Source organism: Mesorhizobium sp. M0772, assembly GCF_040320135.1.
GTDB lineage: Bacteria > Pseudomonadota > Alphaproteobacteria > Rhizobiales > Rhizobiaceae > Mesorhizobium.
This window is the reverse complement of the sequence record NZ_JAMYPB010000007.1, coordinates 120,789-146,652: the sequence shown is the minus strand read 5'-3', so window position 1 is coordinate 146,652 and position 25,864 is coordinate 120,789. Positions and strand designations below refer to the sequence as shown.

Annotated in this window: 24 protein-coding genes and 1 tRNA gene; 12 read left to right on the top strand and 13 right to left on the bottom strand. The window is 63.5% G+C overall.

Translation table 11 applies throughout. From position 1 onward, the window contains the following. Window positions 1-11: 11 nt before the first annotated feature. Complete coding sequence (locus NKI06_RS07165; RefSeq protein ID WP_023670065.1) at window positions 12-2,102, bottom strand: hybrid sensor histidine kinase/response regulator; 2,091 nt, start codon at window positions 2,100-2,102, stop codon at window positions 12-14. Window positions 2,103-2,324: 222 nt separating this feature from the next. Continuing rightward, entirely contained in the window at window positions 2,325-3,053 is a 729-nt protein-coding gene (locus NKI06_RS07160; protein ID WP_023670064.1) for a response regulator, read from the bottom strand. A gap of 94 nt (window positions 3,054-3,147) precedes the next feature. Here NKI06_RS07160 and NKI06_RS07155 point away from each other — a divergent pair, with 94 nt between their 5' ends. Continuing rightward, on the top strand, window positions 3,148-3,852 hold the full coding sequence (locus tag NKI06_RS07155) for a response regulator transcription factor (protein ID WP_023670063.1): 705 nt from the start codon (window positions 3,148-3,150) through the stop codon (window positions 3,850-3,852). 71 nt (window positions 3,853-3,923) lie between these two features. Here NKI06_RS07155 and NKI06_RS07150 read toward each other — a convergent pair whose 3' ends face one another. Together NKI06_RS07150 and NKI06_RS07145 are read right to left on the bottom strand one after the other, a co-directional pair. After that, window positions 3,924-4,094: a hypothetical protein gene (locus NKI06_RS07150; protein WP_023670062.1), complete on the bottom strand. Its 171-nt coding sequence runs from the start codon at window positions 4,092-4,094 to the stop codon at window positions 3,924-3,926. A 33-nt stretch (window positions 4,095-4,127) separates the two neighbouring features. Next, window positions 4,128-4,460: a hypothetical protein gene (locus NKI06_RS07145; RefSeq protein ID WP_023670061.1), complete on the bottom strand. Its 333-nt coding sequence runs from the start codon at window positions 4,458-4,460 to the stop codon at window positions 4,128-4,130. Between the two features lie 331 nt (window positions 4,461-4,791). On the opposite strand from NKI06_RS07145, the gene NKI06_RS07140 reads away from it, so the two are divergent. Beyond that, window positions 4,792-5,253, top strand: a complete 462-nt coding sequence (locus tag NKI06_RS07140) for a L,D-transpeptidase (RefSeq protein WP_023683946.1) — start codon at window positions 4,792-4,794, stop codon at window positions 5,251-5,253. A gap of 164 nt (window positions 5,254-5,417) precedes the next feature. Here the strand turns inward: NKI06_RS07140 and NKI06_RS07135 are convergent, their stop codons facing one another. Then, window positions 5,418-8,501: an efflux RND transporter permease subunit gene (locus tag NKI06_RS07135; protein ID WP_023696405.1), complete on the bottom strand. Its 3,084-nt coding sequence runs from the start codon at window positions 8,499-8,501 to the stop codon at window positions 5,418-5,420. Further along, entirely contained in the window at window positions 8,498-9,802 is a 1,305-nt protein-coding gene (locus NKI06_RS07130; protein ID WP_023670058.1) for an efflux RND transporter periplasmic adaptor subunit, read from the bottom strand. Before NKI06_RS07130 ends, NKI06_RS07135 begins: the two co-directional genes overlap by 4 nt. Window positions 9,803-9,951: 149 nt before the next feature. Here NKI06_RS07130 and NKI06_RS07125 point away from each other — a divergent pair, with 149 nt between their 5' ends. From NKI06_RS07125 to NKI06_RS07105, 5 genes are all read left to right on the top strand, one after another. Continuing rightward, window positions 9,952-10,488 carry a TetR/AcrR family transcriptional regulator gene (locus tag NKI06_RS07125; protein WP_023670057.1) on the top strand — a complete coding sequence of 179 codons (537 nt, stop codon included), beginning with the start codon at window positions 9,952-9,954 and terminating at the stop codon, window positions 10,486-10,488. Between the two features lie 348 nt (window positions 10,489-10,836). Then, a complete protein-coding gene (locus NKI06_RS07120) occupies window positions 10,837-11,625 on the top strand; it encodes a 3-hydroxybutyrate dehydrogenase (protein WP_352984628.1) in 789 nt (262 codons plus the stop codon). 140 nt (window positions 11,626-11,765) lie between these two features. Further along, the gene (locus NKI06_RS07115; RefSeq protein ID WP_352984626.1) at window positions 11,766-12,584 is read left to right on the top strand and encodes a chromate resistance protein ChrB domain-containing protein; all 819 of its coding nucleotides are present in this window, start codon (window positions 11,766-11,768) and stop codon (window positions 12,582-12,584) included. Further along, window positions 12,581-13,972: a chromate efflux transporter gene (gene chrA / locus NKI06_RS07110; protein WP_352984624.1), complete on the top strand. Its 1,392-nt coding sequence runs from the start codon at window positions 12,581-12,583 to the stop codon at window positions 13,970-13,972. Before NKI06_RS07115 ends, chrA begins: the two co-directional genes overlap by 4 nt. Before the next feature lie 237 nt (window positions 13,973-14,209). After that, entirely contained in the window at window positions 14,210-15,196 is a 987-nt protein-coding gene (locus NKI06_RS07105) for a methyltransferase (protein WP_352984622.1), read from the top strand. Window positions 15,197-15,206: 10 nt separating this feature from the next. Here NKI06_RS07105 and NKI06_RS07100 read toward each other — a convergent pair. Both NKI06_RS07100 and NKI06_RS07095 read right to left on the bottom strand, forming a co-directional pair. Further along, window positions 15,207-15,283 (bottom strand) — tRNA-Arg (locus NKI06_RS07100). A 106-nt stretch (window positions 15,284-15,389) separates the two neighbouring features. Next, window positions 15,390-16,553, bottom strand: a complete 1,164-nt coding sequence (locus NKI06_RS07095) for a M20 aminoacylase family protein (protein WP_352861221.1) — start codon at window positions 16,551-16,553, stop codon at window positions 15,390-15,392. 233 nt (window positions 16,554-16,786) lie between these two features. On the opposite strand from NKI06_RS07095, the gene NKI06_RS07090 reads away from it, so the two are divergent. Next, window positions 16,787-17,965: a D-alanyl-D-alanine carboxypeptidase family protein gene (locus tag NKI06_RS07090; protein WP_023699101.1), complete on the top strand. Its 1,179-nt coding sequence runs from the start codon at window positions 16,787-16,789 to the stop codon at window positions 17,963-17,965. A gap of 3 nt (window positions 17,966-17,968) precedes the next feature. Next, on the top strand, window positions 17,969-19,072 hold the full coding sequence (locus NKI06_RS07085) for a CobW family GTP-binding protein (RefSeq protein ID WP_352984620.1): 1,104 nt from the start codon (window positions 17,969-17,971) through the stop codon (window positions 19,070-19,072). 3 nt (window positions 19,073-19,075) lie between these two features. Here the strand turns inward: NKI06_RS07085 and NKI06_RS07080 are convergent, their stop codons facing one another. The 5 genes from NKI06_RS07080 to NKI06_RS07060 all read right to left on the bottom strand — a co-directional run bounded on the left by NKI06_RS07080 (window position 19,076) and on the right by NKI06_RS07060 (window position 23,047). Then, window positions 19,076-19,333, bottom strand: a complete 258-nt coding sequence (locus NKI06_RS07080) for a sulfurtransferase TusA family protein (protein WP_352666614.1) — start codon at window positions 19,331-19,333, stop codon at window positions 19,076-19,078. Between the two features lie 59 nt (window positions 19,334-19,392). Beyond that, the gene (locus NKI06_RS07075; RefSeq protein ID WP_352861228.1) at window positions 19,393-20,688 is read right to left on the bottom strand and encodes a L,D-transpeptidase family protein; all 1,296 of its coding nucleotides are present in this window, start codon (window positions 20,686-20,688) and stop codon (window positions 19,393-19,395) included. Between the two features lie 234 nt (window positions 20,689-20,922). Beyond that, window positions 20,923-21,873, bottom strand: coding sequence for an acetyl-CoA carboxylase carboxyltransferase subunit alpha (locus NKI06_RS07070; RefSeq protein WP_023685389.1), 951 nt, complete (start codon window positions 21,871-21,873; stop codon window positions 20,923-20,925). Between the two features lie 88 nt (window positions 21,874-21,961). After that, the gene (locus tag NKI06_RS07065; protein ID WP_352984618.1) at window positions 21,962-22,873 is read right to left on the bottom strand and encodes a site-specific tyrosine recombinase XerD; all 912 of its coding nucleotides are present in this window, start codon (window positions 22,871-22,873) and stop codon (window positions 21,962-21,964) included. Between the two features lie 21 nt (window positions 22,874-22,894). Beyond that, window positions 22,895-23,047: a hypothetical protein gene (locus tag NKI06_RS07060; RefSeq protein WP_023670666.1), complete on the bottom strand. Its 153-nt coding sequence runs from the start codon at window positions 23,045-23,047 to the stop codon at window positions 22,895-22,897. Window positions 23,048-23,219: 172 nt separating this feature from the next. Between NKI06_RS07060 and NKI06_RS07055 the strand changes: the two genes are divergently transcribed. Genes NKI06_RS07055 through NKI06_RS07045 form a run of 3 tightly spaced genes read left to right on the top strand, consistent with a single transcriptional unit; the run spans window position 23,220 to window position 25,854 of the window. Beyond that, window positions 23,220-23,831: a shikimate kinase gene (locus NKI06_RS07055; protein ID WP_352984616.1), complete on the top strand. Its 612-nt coding sequence runs from the start codon at window positions 23,220-23,222 to the stop codon at window positions 23,829-23,831. After that, window positions 23,828-24,961, top strand: a complete 1,134-nt coding sequence (aroB, locus tag NKI06_RS07050; protein ID WP_023694054.1) for a 3-dehydroquinate synthase — start codon at window positions 23,828-23,830, stop codon at window positions 24,959-24,961. Before NKI06_RS07055 ends, aroB begins: the two co-directional genes overlap by 4 nt. Next, window positions 24,958-25,854 carry an HlyC/CorC family transporter gene (locus tag NKI06_RS07045; protein WP_023670669.1) on the top strand — a complete coding sequence of 299 codons (897 nt, stop codon included), beginning with the start codon at window positions 24,958-24,960 and terminating at the stop codon, window positions 25,852-25,854. Before aroB ends, NKI06_RS07045 begins: the two co-directional genes overlap by 4 nt. Window positions 25,855-25,864: the final 10 nt, after the last annotated feature.

Sequence of the window (25,864 nt, the reverse complement as noted above, 5' to 3'; positions counted from 1 at the left end):
CTTCCGAAAACTTAGCCGGCGGCGGCGACCTGGTCGGCTATTGCCGAGAGTACGCCGCGGACGTCCAGCGTCGAGAACGGCTTTTCCAGGATTTGCGGGCGCTGCGGCGCCGGCAAGGCTTCGATCTCGGCCTTGGCGCCGATCAGGTCGCCGGTGACCAGCACGAAGCGTTTGGCCAGCGCCAGGTTGTCGGCGAGCAATTCGCGGTAGATGGCAATGCCGCTGGTGCCGGGCATGCGCAAGTCGGAAAAGACGATGTCTGGCGGCATGTGGCCGGTCAAGGTCGCCGCCGCCGACGTCCAGGCCGGCACGACCCGCGACTTGATACCCATCAGTTCCAGGATGTCGGAGAGGGAGCCGGCGACGTCGGGTTCGTCGTCGATGATCAGCGCATGGCGCAAGCCGCTGGAACGAGCCGGGCTGTCGCCGGCTGCTGCCGCGCCGCCGGTGATTACCGGCAGCTGGACGACGAAGCGCGCGCCACGCGGCAGCACCTCCTCGAACCAGATATTGCCGTTGTGGCGCTCGACGATCGATTTCGAGATCGACAGGCCGATGCCGGTGCCGACGCCGACCGGCTTGGTGGTGAAATAGGATTCGAAGATGCGGCTGCGGATCGCCTCGGGAATGCCCGGTCCGTTGTCCTCGACCGAAAACCCGGGGTTGCCGCGATCGCTGCGGAATGTCCGCACCTTGATCAGGCGGTCGCCGCCGATACCGGCCAGAGCGTGTTGGCTGTTGATCAGGAAATTGGCGGCCACCTGCGTGACGTGGTCGGCATCGGCCATCGCCAGCAGCGGGCCGGGCGCGAAATCGGTGTCGATGATGATGCCGCTCGAGCGTGCGCCATAGGCGGTTACTTCGAGTGCGGCGCGGATCACCTGGTTGAGATCGGTCTCGGCCTGCGCCGCCGGATGCAGGCGCACCATCGACAGGAAGCTTTTGACGATGCGGCCGCAGCGCTCGGCAGCGGCGCGCACTTTCTCGGCGCGAACCTTGGTCTGCGGGTCGGTGGCGAATTCATGCAGCAGCGTCGACTGCGCAACGACCACGGCGAGCGGGTTGTTGAGCTCGTGCGAAACACCGGCCAGCAGTGAACCCATCGCCGCCATCTTCTCGTTCTGGTGCAGTTTTTCGCGCTGGCGGTTGATCTCTTCTTCGGCGCGCAGCTTATCGCGCAGATCGCGGATCGAACCGAAGATGAGCTGACGGTCAGCCACCCGCATCTCGGTCGCCGTCAATTCGATGGGAAACACCTCGCCGGCCGCATTCTGTGTCACGGTCTCAAGCCGTTGGCCAACCATCGGCGCGCCGCGGCCAGACATGTATTCGGCGCCCGAGACATAGCCCTTGCGGTAATATTCCGGCACCACGGTATCGAGCAGGTCCTTGCCGAGGATGTCGCTGCGCTGATAGCCGAACATCTTTTCGGCGGCCGGATTGAATTCGATGATCGAGCCGGTCTCGTCGATGACGATGATGGCGTCGAGCGACGCCTGCAGCATGGTGCGGCGGATGACTTCGCTGGCATGGGCGTCGGACGGCGAGTGCTCGATGGCGTCGCCGATGGCGAGCGCGATGATGTGCATCGTCGCCTCTTCCTCTTCGGTCCATTCGCGCTCGTTTAGGCAGTCATTGACCGCGAACGTGCCCCACAGATGACCGTGCGCGAACACCGATACCGACAGGAACGACTTGATGTGCTGCTTTTCGAAATCGGCCCTGAGGAACCCGTCGAGATCGCGCGTATGGCCGGCGAAGATCTTGCCTTGCCGCTCGTCCTCTCCAATCCGCTCCAGCAGCGGATCGGTATCGACGATCGACTGCATGATCACCGTCGGCGAAGCCAGTTCGCCGCCGAAGCGAGGATCGATCCAGTAGGCGGCGACCGATTGGGCGAAGCCCTGGCCGGGCAATTCGCGCAGCCTGAACAGGATGCCGCGCTGGCAATTCATGGCGCTGCAGAGCGTTTCGAGGATGGTTTCCATCTCGCGCTGCCAGTCGCCGGCATCGCGCAACCGGCGGACGACGCGCACAGCCGCCATCGCGGCGCTCTGGCGAGCGCCTTGCGGGTCCATACGTGGTGCTGGTTCAGCGGTCATGTCAGCCATCAGTAAAGGGCCGTCGAATTAGGCAGCTATGGAGCATTTCACGAAAAAGGTGAAACGCTCCATGTTTCAATGCAATCCCGAACGGAAATCGCTACGCACTGTTCCTGGAATTGCTAGAGCGTTTCACCGTTTCACGGAAACGGAGAAGCCTCTATCTCTTTGTTTTTACGCAATTCCGGGCGGAAAACCGCGTACACTTTTCCTGTAATTGCTCTAGTGCCCGTCACCGGTCGGCAGCGAGAAGATATAGCCTTCGCCGCGCACTGTGCGCAAAAATTTCGGATTGGCCGGATCGGTTTCGATCTTCTTGCGCAGCCGCATGATGCGAATGTCGACGGCGCGCGACGATTCAGGATCCTCAACAAAACCAATCGCCTCGGAGATCGCCGATCGCGTCAACAGCCGGTTGGCGCGGGTCAGGAAAACCTCCAGCACATCGAACTCGCTCTTGGCCATGTCGATGACGGCGCCGTTGGCGCCGGTGACAAGCCTGCCGTCGAGGTCGGCCTGGAACGGGCCGAAGGTCAGGCGGCGGCCGCCATCGGCTTGTGTCTTCGCCGCCTGGGGCGGGCTCGGCTGCGGAACGCGGCGCAGCACGCTGCGCACACGAGCCAGCACCTCACGCAACTCGTAGGGCTTGACGATGTAGTCGTCGGCGCCAAGCTCCAGCCCGACAATGCGGTCGAGTGCGGTGCCGGCAGCCGTGGCATAGATGATGCCGACCGGTATTTTCGAGCGCAGCCAGCGGCCGAGCGACAGTCCGTCCTCGCCCGGCATGGCGATGTCGAGAATGGCCAAATGAAACGATTCCGTCTCCAGCAAGGCGCGGGCCTCGGCCGCGCTTCCGGCCTGGGTCACATCGTAGCCGTTGGCGCCGAGATACTCGGCGACCGCGTCCCGGAGATCGGGCTCGTCCTCGACGATGACAATCCGTGCCCGCACTATGGCCTCGCTCCCGCTTTCAGCGGAAAGTAGATTGGGTATAAACATGATGTCCAGCACTCATATCCGGTTGCGGGGGAACGGGAAGAAAAACATGGCTGCACGATCCGTCATCGCGCTGGTTTCCGTCGCCGATGTGGTGGCCGGCGATCTTGCCGATCATCTCGACCGGCGCGGCCATGACGTGCGCGAGGCGCGGCAGCCCTGGGAAGCTGAATCCCTGCTTTCGGCCGGAGGCATCGATATCGTCATCGTCGGCGACAGCCTCAGCCAGGCGGAAGGGCGGGACCTGCTCAGGCGTTATGGCGGCGGCCAGAGCGCGGACGGGAAGGCGGGGCCGGATTTCATCCTGATCTGCCGGCCGGCCGATCTGGTCGACAAGGTGCTGGCGCTCGAGCTTGGCGCCGCAGATGTCGTCGAAAGTCCGCTCAATGTCAGGGAGCTTGCCGCGCGCATCGGCGGCCTGCTGACGCGGCGCGGCAGGTCCGCCCAGGAACTGATCGTGCTGGAAAATGCCACCGTCGATTTGCGGTCGGCCATCGTCATGCACCGTTCGGGTACGGAAGAACAGCTGTCGCCGGGCCAGGTGGCGCTGCTCAGGCTGTTTCTGGCCAGCCCGCGCAAGGTGCTGACGCGCGACGACATCATTGCGGCGGCGCCCGCCGAAAATGCCGATGCCTTCGACCGCTCGATCGATTCGCGCATCGTGCGGCTGCGCCGCAAGCTCGACACCGAAACCATCACAACTATACGCGGCGCAGGCTACCGGTTCGACCCGCCGACGCAGCGCGCCGACTGAGGGTCGGGAGGCTGGATTGTTCCTCGGCTCGCCCAAAAAAGCTGCGCAATCTCGGGCGCCATGCATAGGCGTCAGCGCACCACCAGAAGCGATGGTCCCGACGGCAATTCGCTGGCGACTACGATTTCGCTGGCGGCATGCGCGCGGTCCTTCAGGAGAACCGTGGCGAGACCGGCAAAGCCGAGCAGGCCTTGTGCATAGAGCAGTACCGAAAGCACGGAGGCTGCAGATTTCGTCTTCATCGGTTGTCCCCAAAAATCAGAACCGCGGGTGCTTCAGGATAAACCCGAAGTGCCCGCGTCGCCCACGGAGCCCCCCGTTGCGACGCGGGCCTTCGGTCCTCTCGGCAGCAAGTTGCCGGAGGGGCCGCGCATCCACTTCAACCCGAGGCCGACCCGCCAGAGGGCCCTGAGACGGTTGATGCGCAGACTGGAGACAATCCAGACCAAGGCTATGAACAGCGCGGCATGCAGCGTCGAAATCTCACCCGAATTCATCACCGCCAGTTTCGTCATCGGGGTGCCGGCTACTGTGCCGATGCCGCCGACGACAAATGCGGCGATGCTTATCCTGAAGAGCCAGGACAGGGTGGTCGATTTGATGCTCATTTTCGTTGGCGCCGGCTGTTCTCGTTGGGATGACTGTGCCGCGAGCCTGTAACCAGATCATGCCGCCCAGGCCGCGCTTTGTTGCAAGTCGGTTTCGAGCGAAGCCAATCTTCTTTCATATAAGGACATCAGCACTTTCGTTTGGGGGCGCGGTGCGTGATCGGGAGTGCGCAGCGAAGGCGGAGCACGCTTCCCTTGTCCACCTTGCTTGTTAACCAGAGGAAACAGATTCGAAACACAAACGAGCCTCAGCGAAGTCAGTCTGAAACATGGCGCGGGGATAAGGCGGCCACCGAATTGACGCCGGCAGGACCGGCAAAGAGGAGCCATCATGTACAAAGCCATTTCCGCCAAACTCATCAACGTCACCGCCGCAGCCGGCGGCGCCGCGCTTCTGCTTGGCACCGCCAACAGCACCGCCCATGCCGCGGCAAACCAGATCGTGGCGCGTGTTTCGCTGTCGCAGCAGACCATGGAAGTGCTGGTCGATGGCCGGCCGACTTTCGCCTGGAAGGTCTCGACCGGCGACAGTGCGCATGTCACGCCGACCGGCTCGTTCAAGCCGACCCGCATGCACGAGATGTGGCATTCGAAGAAATACGACAACGCGCCGATGCCGCATTCGGTCTTCTTCAGCGGCGGCTACGCCGTGCATGCGACCAACGCCATCAAGCGGCTGGGACGGCCGGCGTCGCATGGCTGCGTGCGGCTGCATCCCGACAATGCCGCCGACTTCTACCAGTTGGTCGAAACCTTCGGCCCGACCAACACCAGCATCGTCATCGTCAAGTAGCAGACTGCGTTTGGAGCGATGGTGCAGCGCAGCCGGCCAGGTCATGCCGCACCGCAAGTTCCCGCCTGAAGCTCCATCAGAGCTTCGCGGTAAATCAATCCAGTCAAAAAAGAGGCCGGAAATTTCCGGCCTCTTTTCGTTTGTTCGCTAACGCCGTTCGCAGCTCAGTCCGCGTGCACCGGCATCAGCTTCGGGTCTGGCTTTTCGGCGTGGTGCGGCAGGTCCTTGCTGGCGATGAAGGTGTAGAACATCGGCACCACGAACAGGGTGAACATGGTTCCGACCAGGATGCCGGTGAAGATCACGAGGCCCATCGAATAGCGCGCCGCCGCACCAGCACCACTGGACACGATCAGCGGCACGACGCCGAGCGCCATCGCCGCTGTCGTCATCAGGATCGGCCGCAAGCGCACCTTGGCCGAGGCGACGATCGCATCGCGCCGCCTCATGCCATGCAGCTCGCGCTGCTGGTTGGCGAACTCGACCAGAAGAATGCCATGCTTGGTGATCAGACCTATCAGTGTGATCAGGCCGACCTGCGTGTAGATATTGAGCGTTCCAAGCCCCAGATTGAGCGGCACGATGGCGCCAAAGATCGACAGTGGCACCGCCATCATGATGATCAGCGGGTCGCGGAAGCTTTCGAACTGCGCCGCCAGCACCAGATAGATGACGATTACGGCGGCTGCGAACGCGATAAGGATCGTGTTGCCCTGCTCCTTCTCCTGCCGGGACTGGCCGGAATAATCGATGAAGAAGGTATCGGGCAGGCTCTCCTTGGCAAGGTTCTCCAGGGTCTGCAGCCCGTCGCCCGTGGTGACGCCGGGAAGCGGCAGCGCTGATATCGTCGCCGAGTTCAGCTGGTTGAACTGCTCGATCGCGGCCGGCGCGGCGTTGGTCGAAATCTTCACTACCGCTGAAAGCGGCACCATTTCGCCGGTCACGCTACGCACGAAATATTCGCCGAGCTTCTCGGGATTGTCGCGGAATTCCTTCGGCACCTGCGGGATGATGTCGTAGCTGTTGGAGTCGCGGTCGAACTGAGCCACTTCGGCGCCGCCGACCAGCAGCGTCAGCGTCTGGCCGATGTCGGCGATCGGCAGGTTGAGAGCCGCCGCGCGGTCGCGGTCGATGGTCACCGTCACCTGCGGAGCGTCAAAGGACATCGAGTTTTGCACGACGATGAAGCGGCCGGAGGCCTGCGCCTTGTTCTTAATCTGCTCGGCCGCCTCGTAGACCTCGGCGGAACCACCGGTCGAGCGCACCACCATGGAGATCGGCAGGCCGCCGCCGGAGCCCGGCAGCGTCGGCGGCGCGAAGACGAAGGCCTCGACGCCGGCCACCTTGCCGAGGCGTCCCTGGATATCGGCTTGAAGCTCCTTTGAGTTGCGCTGGCGCTCGGCCCAATCCTTGAAGGCGAAGCCGACAAAGGCGCCGTTGGTGGCGCCGCCAAAGGCAACGGCAGAGAATTGCGCCCTGGTTTCGGGAATGTCCTTCACCAGGCCGAGGATCTGGTTGACGTAGGTCTCGGTGTAGTCCGAGGTCGCGTAGCGCGGTGCCGTCACGATCGACAACAGGAAGCCCTGGTCCTCTTCCGGCGCCAGTTCGCTCGAGGTCTTGGTGAACATGAAGCCGGTGAGCGCAACCAGCGCCACGACCATCAGCAGTGTCACCGGTCGATTTCTCAAGGAGGCGGTGACCGCCCGCTCATAGACATGCTCGACACGGCTGAAGGTTCCGTCGACGACGCGCTGGAAGCGACTGTGCGATCCCGCCTTGAGCAGACGCGCCGCCATCATCGGCGTGATGGTGACGGCTATGAGGCCGGACAGCACCACCGAACCGGCGAGCGTCACCGCGAACTCGCGGAACAGCGCGCCGGTCAGGCCGCCGGTGAAGGCCAGCGGCGCGAACACGGCGGCGAGCGTGATGGTCATGGCCACGATGGCGGAGAAAATCTCGCGCATGCCGTTGAAGGCCGCCTGCATCGGCGACATGTGGTCCTCCTCCATGTGGCGATGAATGTTCTCCACCACCACGATAGCGTCGTCGACGACAAGGCCGATGGCCAGCACCATGGCCAGCAGCGACAGAAGGTTGATCGAATAGCCGACCGCAAACAAAAGAAAGCAGACGCCGACCAGCGACAGCGGGATGGTCACGATCGGCATCATCACCGAGCGGAATGAGCCGAGGAACAACAGGATGACCACGACGACGATGGCGACGGCTTCGGCGATGGTCTTGAACACTTCATCGATCGAGGCGCTGATCTGTTCGGTGGAATCGTAGACGATTTCGATGGTCATGCCTTTCGGCAGCGTCTCTTGAATCAAAGGCACGATCTTGTGGATCGCCTCCGCCGTTGTCAGCGGGTTGGCGGCCGGCGTCGGGAAGATGGCGAGGAAGGTGCCGGGCTTGCCATTGAAGCTCACCCTCGTGTCGGTGCTCTCGGCGGCAAGCTCGACTCGCGCCACGTCGCGCAAGCGCACCACCTGGCCGTCCGTCGAGCGCAGCGGAAGCTCGGCAAAGGCCTCAGGCGTCTGCAGCGTCGAGCGAACCGTGATCGAGGAGACGACATATTCGTTCTCGGTGTTGCCGGGCGCCGACAGGAAGTTGGAGTTGTTGATCGCCGCCAGCACTTCGGCGGCGGTGACGCCACGCGCAGCAAGCTTGACCGGGTCGATCCAGACCCGCATCGAATATTCCTCGGCGCCGAAGATCTGCACGTCGGCGACACCTTCGACCGTCGACATGCGGGGCCGCACGACGCGCTCGATATATTCGGTGAGCTGCTCCTTGCTCATGTTCGGATTCTGCATCGAGATGTACATCATCGCGAACTCTTGGCCGGTGCCCTTGACGATGACCGGGTCCTTGGATGCATCCGGCAAGGTGCCGCGTACGCCCTGCACCTTCGACAGGACCTCGGTGAGCGCGACATCCGGATTGGAGCCGAGCTTCATCTGGACGACCACAGTGCTCGAAGACGGCCGGCTGGACGAGGTGACGTAGTCGATGTTCTCGGTCGAGGCGACGGCCCGCGCGATCGGGGCGGAGATAAAGCCCTGGATCAGGTCGGCGCTGGCGCCGGGATAGGCGGTGGTGATGGTGATCGCCGTCTCGTCAACCTTGGGATACTGCCGGATCGACAGGTTGAAGATGCCCTGGAAACCCAGGAGCAGGATCATGCAGGCGAGGACGGTGGAGAGGACCGGCCGGCGAATGAAGATGTCGGAAAAGTTCATTGCTGAGCCTGCTGGTTAGCCGACTTGCTGGGGTCAATGGTGTTGTCGACAGCGACGGACATGCCGTTGAAGAGACGGTTCTGACCGGCGGTGACGACCTCGTCACCGGCCTTGATGCCCTCGATGATCTCGACCATGCCGTCGTTGCGGCGGCCGGGCTTCACGAACACCTGCGACAGCACGAGCGCCGGCTTTTCCGGTTCTGCCGCGGGCTTCGCGGGGTCGACAGCCGGCTTGTCCGCGGGCTTCGCCGCGGCGTCTTCGGCAGCCGGTTTCGCGTCTGCCGGCTTTGCATCTGCCGCCGGCTTTGCTGCGTCGGCCCCCGCGGCAGGCTTTTCCTCGGGTTTCGCGGCTGGGGCGCCTTCCGCCGGCTTCGCCGGAACGACGACGAAGACGAAGTCGCCATAGAGGCTCGACGTCAATGCCGTCTGCGGCAAGGACAGAATGTTTTTCTCCTGCGGCAGCTCGACGCGAACCTGGACGAACTGGCCGGGCGTCAGCTTGCCGTCAGGGTTGGCGACCTCGCCGCGGACGGACACCAGGCGGCTTGAAGCGTCGATCTTGGGATCGATGCCGCGAATGGAGCCGGCAAACGGCATGTCGGCGCCGCCGCCGGTGCCGCCGAGGCCGAGCCGCACCGCCTGGCCTATCTTGAGCAGCGGCAGCTGCTGTTCGGGTACCGAGAAATCGACCCGCATGGTGTCCAGATCCTGCAAGGTCACCACTGCGTTGCCGGGCGAGAGATATTGGCCGAGGTCGATCTTGGGGATGCCCACGGTGCCGGCGAACGGCGCCGTCAGCTGCTTCTGATCAAGCACGGCCTGCAGCTTGTTGACCTGCGCGGCGGAGGCCGATGCAGCGGCTTGAGCGGTGTCGAGCGTGGCATCCGTGCCGACGCCGCGCCGCTGCAGCTCCAGCGCGCGTTCGAGCGCCGTCTTGTCGGACACGGACTGCGCCTTGGCCGCGACCAGATCCGCGCGTTCGACGGCATCGTCGAGCTGCAGCAGGACCGAATCGACCGGCACCTTCTGGTTGGCATGGAAAAGGATGTCCTTGACGATGCCGCTGGTCTCGACGGTAAGGTCGACACCGCGCACGGCGCGTACCGTGCCGATCGCCTCGACGCCCGGCGTCCAGTCGGAAGGCTTGACGACAACCGTCGATACGGTCGTCGCCGGCGGCTTCATGGTGGCGAAATACTGTTTGATAGCGTTGTCGCGGAACAGGTTGAAGCCGACAACGCCGACGCACACCAGAGCGAGCAGAAGCAGAATTGCGGTGATAGAGATGAAGCGCTTCACGAACTGTCCCCTCGGCCGGTGACCGGCAAAATAGCCGAATAGCGGGACACTTATCGACGCCAGGTCCCGATTACAAATGACGGCGAACTTACTGTACCGTCTGGACGGTCTTGTCAATTCCGCCTAGGCTGGTGCGGGGGAAGGGATCGATGAAGACCCAAAGGGCAAATTCGCGCGACAAGATACTCGCCGCCGCCGCCGATGTCGCACGCGAGACCGGTCCCGGCAGCCTGTCGCTTGACGCCGTCGCCAGCCGCGCCGGCGTGTCGAAAGGCGGCCTGTTATATAACTTTCCGACCAAGGCCAAACTGATGCAGGGCCTGGTGGAGAATTACCTGCGCGCGTTCGAGCTGGCGCTGGAATCGGGCCGTGTCGCCGGCGCCAGCGGCGAGAGCCTGCTCGCCACCTATATCCGGCTCTCGGCGGATGATTGTGAGGAGCCGAAGCCGACGGCTTCGTGGATATTCTCGGCGATCGCCGAGGATCCGGATTTCCTGACGCCGATAAAAGCCTTCAAGTCACAGCTGCTGCAGCGGCTGAAGAGCGAGACGCCGGACCTCAAGACGCTGCTGGTCTGCTTTCTGGCCATCGAAGGGCTGCGCAGCATGAACCTCTTCGATTCCGACGTGCTGTCCGCCGACGAACGCCACTTGCTGGTATCGGCCCTACTGGAGATTGCGGGATAGCTTAGGGCGTCGCGGTCGAAGAAGCGATACGGGCCGGGCGGAAAGGACGGTTAGTGAGCGGCATGGCATAGGCACGCATCACGACATCGGCGATTTCAAGCTACAGCCCCCCTGATTCGTTGGATCGATGCTTCAGGAATGACTGCGCGAATGCGCGGCCGACTATGTTGCGCCGCACCATAACACTGCCGTGCCAGCCTTGACGTGTCAGCCTTGAGACGGCGCTCGGCGAGGCCGGCAAAGCGCGTTTTAGGGCTGTGATGGCGCCGGCATATGGTTATGGCATTGTCATGTTGCGGCGCACAAACTATGTGCCTTTGTAGTCCTCCTAACAGTCGCGAGATCTCCATGGGTTCCCTTTCTTCGAAGAATGCGCTCGTCACCGGATCGACCAGCGGCATTGGCCTGGCCATTGCCCGCGCCCTTGCCGCCGAGGGCTCCAACGTCACGATCAACGGCCTTGGCGAAGCCGCGGCGATCGAACAGGAGCGCGCCGGCATCGAGAAGGATTTCGGCGTCCAGTGCCGCTACTCCGGCGCCAACATGATGGACGGCGCAGCGGTGACCGCCATGGTGCGCGAAGCCGAGCAGGCCTTAGGCAGCCTCGACATTCTGGTCAACAATGCCGGGATACAGCATGTCGCGCCAATCGAGGAGTTTCCCGACGACAAGTGGGAAGCCATCATCCGCATCAATCTGCTTGCCGCCTTTTACGCGATCAAGGCCGTGGTGCCCGGCATGAAGGCGCGCAAATGGGGCCGCATCATCAACACCGCGTCGGCGCATGCACTGGTCGCCTCGCCGTTCAAGTCGGCTTACGTCTCGGCCAAGCACGGCCTAGCGGGTCTGACCAAGACGGTAGCGCTGGAAGTCGCGCAGGACGGCATCACCGTCAACGCCATCGCGCCCGGCTATGTCTGGACGTCACTGGTCGAAAGGCAGATCCCCGACACGATGAAGGCGCGCGGCATGACCGAGGAACAGGTCAAGCGCGACGTGCTCCTGGCGGCACAGCCGACGAAGCAATTCGTCACCGTGGAGGAGCTCGCCGCGCTGACGCTGTTTCTGTGCTCGGACTCGGCCAGGCAGATTACCGGCACGACTTTGCCGATGGATGGCGGCTGGACGGCGCAGTAGGCGCGGTCCCCCGGCGCCGCTCTTTCCTTGACAAAGACGAAGGATCAATCCAGCATTGTGGCAAGGGGTTCCTTCGCGACGACCCCGTGAGGCGTCAGCCCAATGATCGCGTCCAAACTCTCACTCTGGAGGTGGACGCCATGCCGTCAACAACCGCAATCACCGTAGCGCAGCTTTCCCGCCTTGTCGGTCTGTCCGACGCGCCTGTTCTTGTCGATGTCCGCATCGACGAAGACTACGACGCCGATCCGCGGCTGCTTCCGGCCTCGTGCCGGCGCGACTTCAAGTCTGTTTCGAGCTGGGCGGCCGAGTTCACGGGGGCTCATGCTGTCGTCATCTGCCAGAAGGGGCTGAAGCTCTCGCAAGGCGTTGCCGCATGGCTGCGCCATGAGGGCATTGCTGCCGAATCCCTTGAAGGCGGCTTCGAGGCGTGGCAGGCGGCCAAGGGACTTCTGGTCAAGGCCGACAAGATACCGCCCCGCGACGACAAGGGCCGCACGGTCTGGGTGACGCGTGCCCGCCCCAAGGTCGACCGCATCGCCTGTCCCTGGCTGATCCGCCGCTTCGTCGATCCCTCGGCGGTGTTCCTGTTTGTCGAGCCGTCTGAAGTGCTGGCGGCCGCCGATCGGTTTGGGGCGGTTGCCTTCGACATCGACGACGTGTTCTGGAGCCATCGCGGCGAGCGCTGCACCTTCGACACGATGATCGAAGAGTTCGGGTTGCGGTCCGAAGCGCTCGATCGCCTTGCGCTGATCGTGCGTGCAGCCGATACGGCGCGCCTCGATCTCGTACCGCAGGCGGCCGGGTTCCTCGCTGCATCGCTCGGGCTGTCGCGCATGTTCCGCGACGATCTCGAACAGCTTGATGCCGGCATGCTGCTCTACGATGCGTTCTTCAGATGGTGCCGCGATGCCACTGACGAAACCCACAATTGGCCCAGCGCGGGCAAAACGCCATGAGCGCCCTCCCCGCGGACGACGATGCACAGGCTACCGAGGCTCCGATAGTCCCGACCTTCCGCCAAGCCGCGAAACTGTGGGCAAGGATCGGCCTGCTCTCCTTCGGCGGGCCGGCCGGACAGATCGCGCTGATGCACAAGGAATTGGTCGAGGATCGCCGCTGGATCGGCGAGCAGCGGTTCCTGCATGCGCTCAACTACTGCATGCTTCTGCCAGGCCCCGAGGCACAGCAGCTCGCCATCTATATCGGCTGGCTGCTGCACCGGACCGCCGGCGGCCTCGTTGCCGGCATCCTGTTCGTGCTGCCCGGTGCGTTTGTCATGCTGGGCCTCAGCATCTTCTACGTGCTTTACATTGATGCGCCCGTCATCGAGGCGCTGTTTTTCGGCATCAAGGCGGCGGTGCTGGCCGTCGTCGTCGAGGCGGTCCTCCGCATCGGCAAACGGGCGCTCAAGAACCGGGTGATGATGGCGATCGCGGTGGCCGCGTTCCTTGCCATCTATGTCATCAGGCTGCCGTTTCCGCTGATCATCCTGGTTGCAGGGCTGACCGGCTGGATCGGCAACCGCTTGGCACCGGCGCGTTTTTCCGGAGCCGCACGCGGCAAGGACAATTTGCCCGATGTCAGGGGCGCCGTCGACGTCATGTTCGAACGCGGCGAACTCGCTCACACCAAGCCGACGAAATGGCACGCGCCGCGCACCATCGCGATCTGGCTGCCGATCTGGCTCGGGCCGGTCGTACTGATCCTGGCGCTGACCGGCCCTGCCAGTGTTTGGGCACAGCTTGGCGGCTTCTTCAGCCTGATGGCGGTGGTCACATTCGGCGGCGCCTACGCCGCACTCTCCTATGTCGCGCAGGCAGCGGTGACGTCGTTCGGCTGGCTGGCGCCGGGTGAAATGGTCGATGGGCTTGGCCTGGCCGAGACGACGCCGGGACCATTGATCCTGGTGCTGCAATTCGTCGGCTTCGTCGCCGCCTACCGGCACGCCGGTGCGATGGGACCGCTTGTGGCCGGATCGCTCGGCGCATTGCTGACGCTCTGGGTGACGTTCGTGCCGTGCTTCTTCTGGATCTTTCTGGGTGCCCCCTACATCGAGGCGCTGCGCGGCAACAAGGCACTGTCGGCGGCGCTGAGTGCGATCACAGCGGCTGTCGTCGGCGTGGTGATGAACCTTGCGCTGTGGTTCGCACTGCATGTCGTCTTCGGCGCGGTGCACCGCGTTTGCCTGGGCATGGAGGTGCCGGTGCTGTCGTCGCTGGACTGGCGTGCCGCGTTGCTGGCGGCAGCCGCCATGGTCGCCATGCTGAAACTGAGGATCGGCATGCTGCCGACATTGGCCGGCTCGGCGCTGGCCGGACTGGCGCTGCTGGCCTTGCCTGCGTAGCGTTCGAAGGCGCGACCAGCCATTATCACAGCCGGATTTTTGAGGTATGCCGGGCCGGCGCACAACGGTCGCGGGCGCTGGTAGGATCAGCGCCGGCCCCGGAGATACGCTTTACGTCGAACCCGATACCGCCAAGCTGAACCTGCTCGACGCGGAGAGCGGCGCGCTGGTGAACTGATTTGACGAGGTTGGCCGAGCTGTTCAAAGTCGATCCTGGATCGCACAACGGGATATGACATGGTGGATTCCGATCGGATCGACAAGCTGATCGCAGGGGTGCCCCCTGCCTTGGCGCTTCGTGCCGGGCTGGACCTTGGCATCTTCACCCGGCTCGGCGGCGATGCTGCGACTGCCGACAGCCTTGGGGCAGCGCTCAAAGTCGAGCCCGCTCGTCTGTCGCGGCTCCTCTACGCGCTCGCCAGCATCGGTCTCCTCGACGTCAAGGATGGTCAGTTTCGCAACGGAGCCGAAGCGTCGGAGTTTCTCGACGCGTCCAAGCCGACCTATCGCGGCGGCGATCATGTGCTGCTGCGCGAACTCTGGGGAGCCGACCTTTTGACCGCAGAGTCGCTGCGGCAGAACCGGCCGGCCGCGCTGCACGACTTTTCCGAAGCGGGGCCAGAATCCGCAGCGGCCTTCAGCCGCATGCTCGCACCGGGAGGGGTGATTTTCGGCCGAAATCTCGCCCGCGAGCTGGACCTCTCGGCGGTCCGTTCGGTGATCGACATCGGCGGCGGCGCCGGGACCATTCTGGTCGGTCTTCGCGAGCGATGGCCGCATATTGCGGCGACATTGATGGAACTCCCGACGGTCGCGGCGGTCGCACCAGCGACCCTGTCGGAATACGGTGCCGGCGATGTGGTTGTCGAAGAAGGCGACATAACGGTCGCGCCATCGACCGGCCTGCATGACTTGGCGATCCTGAAGGCCGTCGTCCAGGTCCTGCCGCCGGACCAGGCGCGCAGTTCGATCCTGAACGCGGCGCGTTGCCTCACCCAAGGAGGCGAGATCGCAATTGCGGGGTGGGGTGTCGTCGATGACGACCGTCTCGGCCCGCCTGAGGGTGTCTTTCTCAATCTCACCTTCCTGAACCTTTACCGCGCAGGCGAATCGTACACGGAAGGTCAGTATCGCGGGTGGATGGCCGAGGCTGGGTTCCGGGATATCTCCAGGTCGCAGCTGACCGACGGCACCACGTTGTTTCGTGGGCGCCTCACGGACTGATCGTGGCTGCTGGTGATCCCGACAGGAATCGAACCTGTGACCTACAGATTAGGAATCTGCCGCTCTATCCTACTGAGCTACGGGACCACGCGGCCCGACACATAGCCGCTTCCGATCGTTTCGCCAAGAGGCTCGCCGAAGGCAATGAAGAGGCCGGCCGAAGGCTAATCGGCCGGCCTTTCGTCGGGGCAGGTCAGGCTGTCAGCGCCGTTTCGGCCAGTTTCACCCAGTAGCTCATGCCGTGCGGTATGACTTCGTCGTTGAAGTCGTAGGCCGGATGATGGAGGCCGGCGGTCTCGCCATTGCCGATGAAGATGAAGGCGCCAGGTCGGGCTTCCAGCATGTAGGAGAAGTCTTCGCCGCCCATCACCGGCTGGATGGCGCGGTGGACCTGGGTGTCGCCGGCGACATGTGCCGCGACATCGCCGGCAAAGACCGTTTCTTCCGGATGATTGAAGGTCACGGGATAGTTGGCGTCATAGTCGACAGTGATCGTCGCGCCGAAGGCGGTGGCTATTCCTTCGCAGATGGTGCGGATGCGCTCTTCCGACTTCTTGGCGATCTCTTTCTTCAGTGTGCGTACCGTGCCGGCAATCTCGGCGGTCTCGGGAATGACGTTGTAGGCGTCGCCGGCGTGGAACTTCGTCACCGAAACCACCACCGCCTCGACCGGATCGGTGCTGCGCGAAGCGACCGTCTGAAGGGCGCCGACCAACTGGCTGGTGATGACGATCGGGTCGATCGTGCCGTGCGGCATCGCCGCATGGCCACCGCGGCCCTTCACGGTGATGGTGAACTCGGCGGTCGCCGCCATGATCGGGCCCGGCCGGATGGCGAACTGGCCCACCGGCAGGCCCGGCATGTTGTGCATGCCAAAGACGCGCGAAATATCGAAACGCTCCATCATGCCGTCCTTGACCATCTCGTTGCCGCCGCCGCCGCCCTCTTCCGCCGGCTGGAAGATGACCGCGACCGAGCCGGCGAAATTGCGCGTTTCGGTCAGATATTTGGCGGCGCCCAAAAGCATCGCCGTATGGCCGTCATGGCCGCAGGCATGCATTTTGCCAGGAATGGTCGAGGCATAGGGCTTGCCGGTGATCTCGTTGATCGGCAGCGCGTCCATGTCGGCGCGCAAGCCGATGGTCGCGCCTTGCCCCTTGCGGCCATGGATGATGCCGACGACGCCGGTCTTGCCGAGGCCCGTCACCACGTCGTCGCAGCCGAATTCCTTCAGCTTCTCGGTGACAAAGGCGGCGGTCTTGAAGACATCGAAATTCAGTTCTGGCGTCTGGTGCAGATGGCGTCGCCAGCCGGCAACTTCATCCTGCATCTCGGCGGCGCGGTTGAGAATCGGCATAATGGTTCCATCTCGCTGTTGGAGCAGACGATCTGGCCTGCTTGATTGCAATTGTGATTGCCATGCTTGTTGCCATCTTGGCACTTTGCCATCTTGGCGTCACATAGGGTAAATAGCACCCCAGACAATGTGATCCGGAAATTGAGGGCCGGATCAGGTCATGCTGGCCATCGCGTAACGAAATCTTACGGAGCCAGGGGCGACTACGGCAAGAGGCGATTTCGAATTCCATGATGCGGCACAGCCATATCCTCAAATTACTGCTAACGGGCGGCTTGGCGCTACCCATGCTGGCTGGGCCAGCTTTGGCCAATCCGGTGATCCTGTTCGACCTCAACAGCGGCAAGGTTCTGCAGCACCAGGACGCCTTCAAGCGCTGGTATCCCGCTTCGCTGAGCAAGCTGATGACCGCCTATGTCACCTTCCGGGCGATTGCCGCCGGCGAGGTCCAGCTCGATTCACCGATCAAGGTGACCAAGCATTCGGCGGGCGAACCGCCGAGCAAGATGGGCTTCAAGCCGGGCTCGGTGATGCGGCTCGACAATGCGTTGAAGATGATGCTGGTCAAATCGGCCAACGATATCGCCATGGCCATCGGCGAAAACATAGGCGGCTCGCAGGCCGGATTCGCCGTTCGCATGAATGCGGAGGCGGCGCGGCTCGGCATGACCGGAACGCATTTCGTCAATCCGAACGGACTGTTTTCGCCGGAGCAGTATACGACGGCGCGCGATCTTGCCCTGCTGGTGATGGCGATCCGCAAGGAATTCCCGCAATACGCCCCCTGGTTCTCGATCGAAGGCCTTGCCGTCGGCAAGAAGGCGATCTCCAACTACAATCTCTTGATCGGGCGCTATCCCGGCGCCGACGGCATGAAAACCGGGTTCGTCTGTCCCTCGGGCTTCAACATGATCGGCTCGGCGACACGCAATGGCCGCACGCTGGTCGCGGTCGTGCTCGGCGAAAAATCGGCGATCAGCCGTGCCGAGACCGCCGCCAGGCTGCTTGACCAGGGCTTTGCCATGCCCGACCCGAACTGGCTCACGGTCGCGGCCATGCCTTCCTATGGCGATACAATGTCACCCAACGACATGCATGATGAGATCTGCAGGAAGAAGGCGCCGCACGAGCAGTCCGAGGCGGCTCCGCCGGTGGCCGCGAAGGGTGCCGACGTGCCGAAATCGCCCTATCAGGAAAAGCTCGACCACGTGCCGACGCTGGTTGCCGTGGGCCTCGGCGGCGCCACCGGGCCGGCGCCGAAGGCGATGCTCGACCAGGGCGGCCAGGAATACGCCGATGTGCCGCTGCCGAGCTGGCGGCCAGACATTCCGGCGCCAAAGGGCGCCGAACCGGCCGTGGTGGGCCAGGCAACCGCGGTGCAGGGCGACCAGCTGGTCAAAGCCGCGAACTAGGCGATGGCTGGCTTTCCGATACCCGTCACGGTGGTCACCGGCTTTCTCGGCGCCGGCAAGACGACATTGCTCAACCGGCTGCTCAAAGATCCGGCACTGGTCGACACGGCCGTCATCATCAACGAATTCGGTGAGGTGGCGATCGACCACCTGCTGGTCGAGCAGGCCTCGGACGGCATCATCCAGTTGTCCGACGGCTGTCTGTGCTGCACGGTGCGCGGCGAACTGGTCGATACGCTGGCTGACCTCGTCGACCGGCTGCAGACCGGCCGTATCGCCCGCCTTGCCCGCGTCGTTGTCGAAACCACCGGGCTCGCCGATCCGGCGCCGGTGCTGCAGTCGATCATGGCGCATCCCGCCCTTGTGCAGGCCTTCCGACTTGATGGCGTCATCACGCTGGTCGACGCGGTCAACGGCAATGCGACGCTCGACGGCCATGTCGAGGCGGTCAAGCAGGTGGCGGTCGCCGATCGCATCGTGCTGACCAAGGTCGATCTGGCCAGCGATCCCGGCGACGTCGATGCTTTGCGAACGCGACTCCATCAGCTCAATCCAGGCGCCGTGGTGCTGGACGCCGGCGACGGCCGAACCGGCGTCGCGGCGCTGTTCGATTGCGGCCTCTACAATCCGGCGACCAAATCCGCCGATGTCCGGCGCTGGCTCGGCGAAGAAGCCGCCCATGAGCACCATCATCATCATGATCATGACCACGGCGAGCATGAGCATCACCACCGCCACGATTCCCGCGTGCGCTCCTACTCGCTGGTCCATGACGGCCCGGTGCCGTTTTCGGCGATCGAGATGTTCCTTGACCTGCTGCGTTCTGCGCATGGCGACAAGCTTTTGCGGATGAAGGGCGTCATCGAGCTTGCGGAGGATCCGTCGCGGCCGCTTGTCGTCCACGGGGTGCAGAAGATCCTGCATCCGCCGGCGCGGCTGCTGGCCTGGCCGGACGGCCAGCGCGGCACCAGGCTGGTGCTGATCACGCTAGATATGCCGGAAGATTATGTGCGCCGGCTGTTTTCCGCCTTCACCAACCGGCCGTCGATCGACACGCCGGATCGCGCGGCGCTGGAGAGCAATCCGCTGGCGATAGCCGGGGGCTGATTGTCAGGCTCGCTCTGCGCCGCGTTCGACCAGGAAGCGGTGGCCGCCGCTGACGGCTGATGTTTCAACAAGCTGGTGGCCAGCGTCGGCGCAAAAGGCGGGGATGTCGATGACCGCCAGCGGATCGGTGGTCTCCAGCCAAAGCCGGCTGCCCGGCCGCATTGCCGCCAAGCGTTTTTTCGCCTTGAGAACGGGCAGGGGGCAATTCAGGCCCTTGAGGTCATAGATCGCGGTGTGATTTGTTTGTTTGTCTTCATGCATGTCTTTGTCCCAAAACCGCGGCGCACTTTTGGGCGGCATGCATCGGCAAGGCGAAAACCTCAGCCGCCGAACATGCCTAGCAGCTTGTTCTTGATCTTCGACATCCGGCTTTCGTCCGCCGGCGGTTCTGCAGGCGCCGCCTCGACGCTCGCAGTGGCGACCGGCTGCTGGGCGGCCTGCTTGGCTGCTGCCTTTTCGGCCAGCGCTTGGGCCTTTGCCGCTTGCTTTTCGGCCAGTGCCTGGGCCTTGGCGGCTTTCGCGGCTTCGATGGCCGCAACCCGCTGTTCCTCGGCCTTGCGCTTGGCTTCCTTCTCTGCGTCCAGTGCCGCCATCTTGCGGCCGGCCGGCGAATCGATGCGGCCCATGCGCGCCGTCTCGGTCAGCGTGCCGTCGGAATTCAGCGACGGCGGTTCGATCGGCACGCGCTCGCCCCGGGCGCGGCGCTTCGACCAGTCGGAAACGATGCTGGCTTCCTTGATGCCGGCAATGGTTGGCTTGGGCGCCGGCACGCTGGCCTTGACCGCGCCGGTGAAGGCCGCGTCATAGCTGCTTTGATATGCGTTGAGTGCGCTCTTCAGCGAATCGGGCTGCGTGGTCGCGGGGCAGGCGCCAGTCGGATCGAATGTCGTGCCCTCGGGCGCCACCTGGTTGAAGACATAGCGCTTGTCGCAGACATCGACCTTCGGCGGCACCTTGGTGATCTCGAAATTGTCGTAACCGACCTTCAGCATCTTCCAGAACTCATAGTTCGGGTCGTTGCGGTAGCGCGCCATGTTGGCGGCGGTCATGCGGAACGGGAAGGCCTGGATCTGGAACTCGGTCTGGCCGCCCTGGAAGGCATCGCGACCAAAAGCGTAGATCTGCTCGATCTGCGGGTCGGTCATCGAATAACAGCCCGACGACGAGCAGGCGCCGTGCACCATCAGATTGGCGCCGGTGCGGCCATTGGCACGGTCATAGGCGTTGGGATAGCCGATGTTGAAGGACAGATGATAGTTCGAGCGCGGATTCATCTGCGACGGGCGGACCGTATAGAAACCTTCCGGCGCCTGGCGGTCGCCCTCGGTGTATTTTGGGCCGAGCTTGCCCGACCATTTGCAGATATCGTAGCTGGCGACCATCTCGTAGCGGCCGGTGGTCTTGGCCTTCCAGATTTCGAGCTTGCCTTCTTCCTTGAAGATGCGAGCCATCACCGACGAGGTGCGGATCATGCCCTTGGCCTTCATGTCGGCCAGGATCTTGTCCGGCAGCGGTTTGCTGGCTTCCGGCGCAAAATTCTTCATCGAGGAATCGTTGCAGCCGGCAACGCCAAGCGCGGCGATCAGAAGTCCAGTGCGGGCAAGCTTGGTAAACATGGATACGGCTATGTCTTTTTCTCGCGGCACGGCCGGATAGCGCCCGGGCCTGCATGCTGAACACTGACGGACCCTAAGCCCGTTAACCTTGAAAATTCCTTACCGCAAGCGTCGGACGGCGCCCCCCACGGCAATTCGCCCGGTGTCACGGATTTTTTATTGAGCCGAATGCGGCGGCATTTTTGTGGCGAAATTGCTCCTTGACGCCACATTGCGGTGCGCTGCCGGCCAAAATCAGAGGCTGCGGCCCATCGCCAGATATTTTTCGCGGCGCTGTTCGCGAAAATCGGTGTTGGCGCCGGCAAAATCCTTCATCGTCTTGGCGATGAGGTCGCCGGTGGCGGCGATCACCGTTTCGGGCGCGCGCTGGGCGCCGCCGAGCGGCTCGGCAATGATGGCGTCGATGATCTTCATTTCCAGAAGGTCCTGGGCGGTGATCTTCATGTTGGTCGCCGCATCTTTCGAGCGCGTCGTGTCGCGCCACAGGATCGAGGCAGCGCCTTCCGGCGAGATCACCGAATAGATGGCGTGTTCCAGCATGTAGACGCGGTTGGCGGTGGCGATCGCAATGGCGCCGCCCGAACCGCCTTCGCCGATGACGACCGAAATCGATGGCACTTTGAGGCCGAGGCAGGCCGAGGTTGAGCGGGCGATGGCTTCAGCCTGACCGCGTTCCTCGGCGCCAACGCCGGGATAAGCGCCGGCGGTGTCGACCAGCGTCAGAAGTGGAATCTGGAAACGGTCGGCAAGTTCCATCAGCCGCACGGCCTTGCGGTAGCCTTCAGGACGCACTGAGCCGAAATTGTGCTTGAGCCGGCTCGCCGTGTCGGAGCCCTTTTCCTGGCCGATGACGGCCACCGGTTCGCCGCGGAAGCGAGCGAAGCCGCCGATGATCGCCTGGTCCTCGCCGAAATTGCGGTCGCCGGCGAGCGGCGTGAAATCGCTGAACAGGCCCTTGATGTAGTCGAGGCAATGCGGCCTGTCGGTGTGGCGCGCGACCTGCACCTTCTGCCACGGCGTCAGCGCCTTGTAGATGTCGCGCAGCGCGTCGCGCACGCGCTTCTCGAGCCGGCTGATTTCGTCGCCGACGTCGACCGCCTCGCCATTCTCCGCAAGCTTCTTCAGCTCGAGGATCTTGAGTTCAAGGTCCTGCACCGGCTTTTCGAAATCGAGGTAATTGTACATTCTTGAGCGGACCGATGCGTCGGAAGGCAAACATCGCGCAGATGTAGGCTCCGCGCGGGCACGTTGCCCTCACATAGCGATATGAGGCCTAGTCGGCAAGCGGATGATGATCGTTGACCAGCCGCACCAACCGCTCTTCCAGCACATGCGTGTAAATCTGCGTGGTCGAGATATCGGCGTGGCCGAGCAGCTGCTGCACCGCCCTGAGATCAGCGCCGTTCTGCAGGAGATGGCTGGCAAAAGCATGGCGCAGCACATGCGGCGAAATTTTGGCCGCCGATATGCCGGCCCGCGCGGCAAGGCCTTTTAGGTCGCGGGCAAAGACCTGCCGGGAGAGAAAGCCGCTGTCGCCGGCGGCCGGGAACAGAAACGGGCTGTCGGCGAAAGCCGGCACCGACGCCCGGGCCGTGAGCCATGCCCGCATCGCCATGCGGGCCTTGGCCGACAGCGGCACCATGCGCTCCTTGTCGCCCTTGCCGCGCACCATGAAGAAGCGGTCGTCGCGCTGGGCGACGGTCACCGGCAGGCCGACAAGTTCGGAGACGCGCAGGCCGGTGGCATAGAGCACCTCCACCAAAGCGTGCAGGCGCAGTGCAGCCACCCGGTCACCATTGACGGCATCGCCTGTCTCAAGCGCGGCGCGGTCGAGCAGCCGACCGGTATCGGCCTCGCTCATCGTCTTGGGCAGCGGCCGGCCCTTTTTCGGACTGTCCAGCGTGCCGGTCGGGTCGTCGCCGCGCAAGCCCTCGGCGTAGAGAAACTTGAAGAACTGGCGGATCGCCGACAGTTTGCGCGCCTGCGACGTCGACGCAAAGCCGCGCGCCGCGATATCGTCGAGATAGGCGCGGATGTCGGCTGCGGCGGCAGCGGCAAGCCCGCCGGCAATCTGCTGCGAAGCGTCTTCGAGATCACGGCGGTAGGAAGACAGCGTGTTTGCAGCGGCACCGCGTTCGGCGCTCATCATCTCGAGAAAGGCTTCGATGCGAGCCGCGCTGTTCATGTTCCAGGGGTCAGTTTTGGGTCAGTTTTTCTTGGGGTTCAGCTTTTCCGGTGGAATGCGCACGGTGATTTCGGCTTTTTTCGGCTCGACGAACATCGCCAACGCCACCATCGTACCATAGGCAATGCCGGCAAGAATCATCATCGTCACGACAAAGCGGAACAGTGTCGGCATCAATCTTCGCCCGTCTTCTTGCTCTGCGATTCCAAGCCCTGTGTCCTTATGGGACGCTAATTCCGTCAATTCAAGGACGAAGGGCTCTGCGTGCGAAAGGCGCTGTGCTTGACGCAAACGGGCTTTTGATGTCGATACGCCGGCAAAGACGGCTTAGAAACAGCATGGTCTCATGAACGCGTTACCAGCAAATCCTCCCGGCGATAGCCATGCCGCGCTGCTCGACAGGCTGGGCAGCCGCTCGATCGTCTTTGTCGGCCTGATGGGCGCCGGAAAGACGGCGATCGGCCGCAAGGTGGCGACGATGCTGTCGCTGCCCTTCGTCGACAGCGACCAGGAGATCGAAACCGTGTCGCGCATGACGGTGCCGGAACTGTTCGAACGCTATGGCGAGACCGAATTCCGGGCATTGGAGCAGCGCGTCATCCTGCGCATGCTGGAGAGTGGGCCGCAGGTGCTGTCGACCGGCGGCGGCGCGTTCATGAATGCGCAGACGCGGGAAGCGATCGCCGGGCATGGCGTGTCGGTGTGGCTGAAGGCCGAGATCGACCTATTGATGGAACGCGTGTCCAAGAAGCAGAACCGGCCGTTGCTCAAAAGCGCCGATCCGCGCGCCGTGCTCGAGCGACTGATGGGCGAGCGCTACCCGGTCTATGCCACGTCCAACATCACCGTGCCGACACGCGACGACCGCAAGGAGGTCATTGCGACGGAGGTTGTCGACGCGCTGTGCGGGCATTTCGGCATTCCGGCTCCGACTGCGCCAGGCGAGGTGCGGCTGTGAGCGAACCGGTCACTGTCGAGGTCGGCCTTGGCGAGCGTGCCTATGACATCCTGATCGGCCCTGGCCTTTTGGCGCGCGCCGGCGCCGAGATTTCGCGCCGCCTGCCCGGCACGAGGGCGGCGGTGGTCACCGACGACAATGTCGCGGCGGCACATCTCGACGCGCTGAAGGCCGGTCTGGAAACAGGCGGCATCCAGCCTGCCGTCATCACTTTGCCGGCCGGCGAAAAGACCAAGAGCTTTGCCCATCTCGAAGAGGTGGTCGACGGCGTGCTCGCCGCCAAGCTGGAGCGCGGCGATGTCGTCATTGCGCTCGGCGGTGGCGTCATCGGCGACCTGACCGGCTTTGCCGCCGGCATCGTGCGCCGCGGCATGAATTTCGTCCAGATTCCAACCTCGCTGCTGGCGCAGGTCGATTCCTCGGTCGGTGGGAAGACCGGCATCAACAGCCCGCGCGGCAAGAATCTGGTCGGCGTCTTCCATCAGCCGAAGCTGGTGCTGGCCGACACCGAAGTGCTCGACACGCTGCCGATCCGCGAATTTCGCGCCGGCTATGCCGAGCTTGCCAAATACGGGTTGATCGACCGACCGGCGTTTTTCGCCTGGCTGGAAGCGAACTGGGAAAAGGTGTTCGCCGGTGGTGCGGAACGGGCGGAGGCGATTGCCGAGGCCTGCCGCGCCAAAGCCGATGTCGTCGCCCGCGACGAGTTCGAAACCGGCGACCGCGCACTGCTCAATCTTGGCCACACGTTCGGCCATGCGCTGGAAGGCGCCACACAGTATGATGGCGCCCGCCTCGTCCATGGCGAAGGCGTCGCCATCGGCATGGCGCTGGCGCACCGCTTTTCCGCAAGGCTCAATCTGGCCAGCCCGGACGACGCGGCGCGCGTGGAGGCGCATCTTCGCGCCGTCGGTCTACCCTGGCGGATGGCCGACATCCCTGGTGAGTTGCCCGATGCCGAGGCGCTGCTTGGCTTCATCACCCAGGACAAGAAAGTGTCGCGCGGCGCGCTGACCTTCATCCTGACGCGCGGCGTTGGCCAGGCTTTTATTGCCAAGGATGTACCGGCGTCGGAAGTGCTTTCGTTCCTCAGGGAGAACCACCCGGGCCAGGAAAGCCGGCAGCGATGATCAACGAGCCCGGCTGGACCGTCGTCGCCGTCCTTGCCATCCTCATCCTGCTGGTCCTGGCCGTGCGCACGCGCCTGCTTGCCATGTTCGGCTATGAGCTGTCGCGCATCGAGCCGCAGCGCTCGACACAGGACGAGTTGCGCGGCGCGGTCGACGATTTCCGCCGCGACGGCCAGATGGTGCGTGAGGACCGCGACCGCGTCGGCGGGCTGTTCGATCTCGCCGAGCTCGAAGTCTCCGACATCATGGTCCACCGCACCAATATGCGCTCGGTCAATGCCGACAATGGGCCGGAAGCGGTGGTGCGCGAGATCCTGCAAAGCCCGCACACCCGCATGCCGTTGTGGAAAGGCTCTCTCGACAACATTGTCGGCGTGCTGCACGCCAAGGACCTGCTGCGAGCGCTGAACGAGGTCGGCAACGACTTTTCCCGGATCGACGTGATGAAGATCGCTTCGAAGCCTTGGTTCGTGCCCGACACCACGACGCTGCAGGAACAGCTCAACGCCTTCCTGCGCGCCAAGGCGCATTTCGCTATCGTCGTCGACGAATATGGCGAGGTCGAAGGGCTGGTGACGCTGGAGGACATTATCGAGGAGATCGTTGGCGAGATCGCCGACGAGCACGATGTAGACATTCAGGGCGTGAAGCAGGAGGCGGACGGTTCCGTGGTCGTCGACGGCACCGTGCCGATCCGCGATCTCAACCGGGCGCTCGACTGGAACCTGCCTGACGAGGAAGCGACCACCATTGCCGGCCTGGTCATCCACGAGACGCAGTCGATCCCCGAGGAAAAGCAGGCTTTCACCTTCCACGGCAAGCGCTTCGTGGTGATGAAGCGCGACAAAAACCGGATCGCCAGAATCAGGATCAGGCCGGCGGGCGAATCTTAAAGGTACCGAG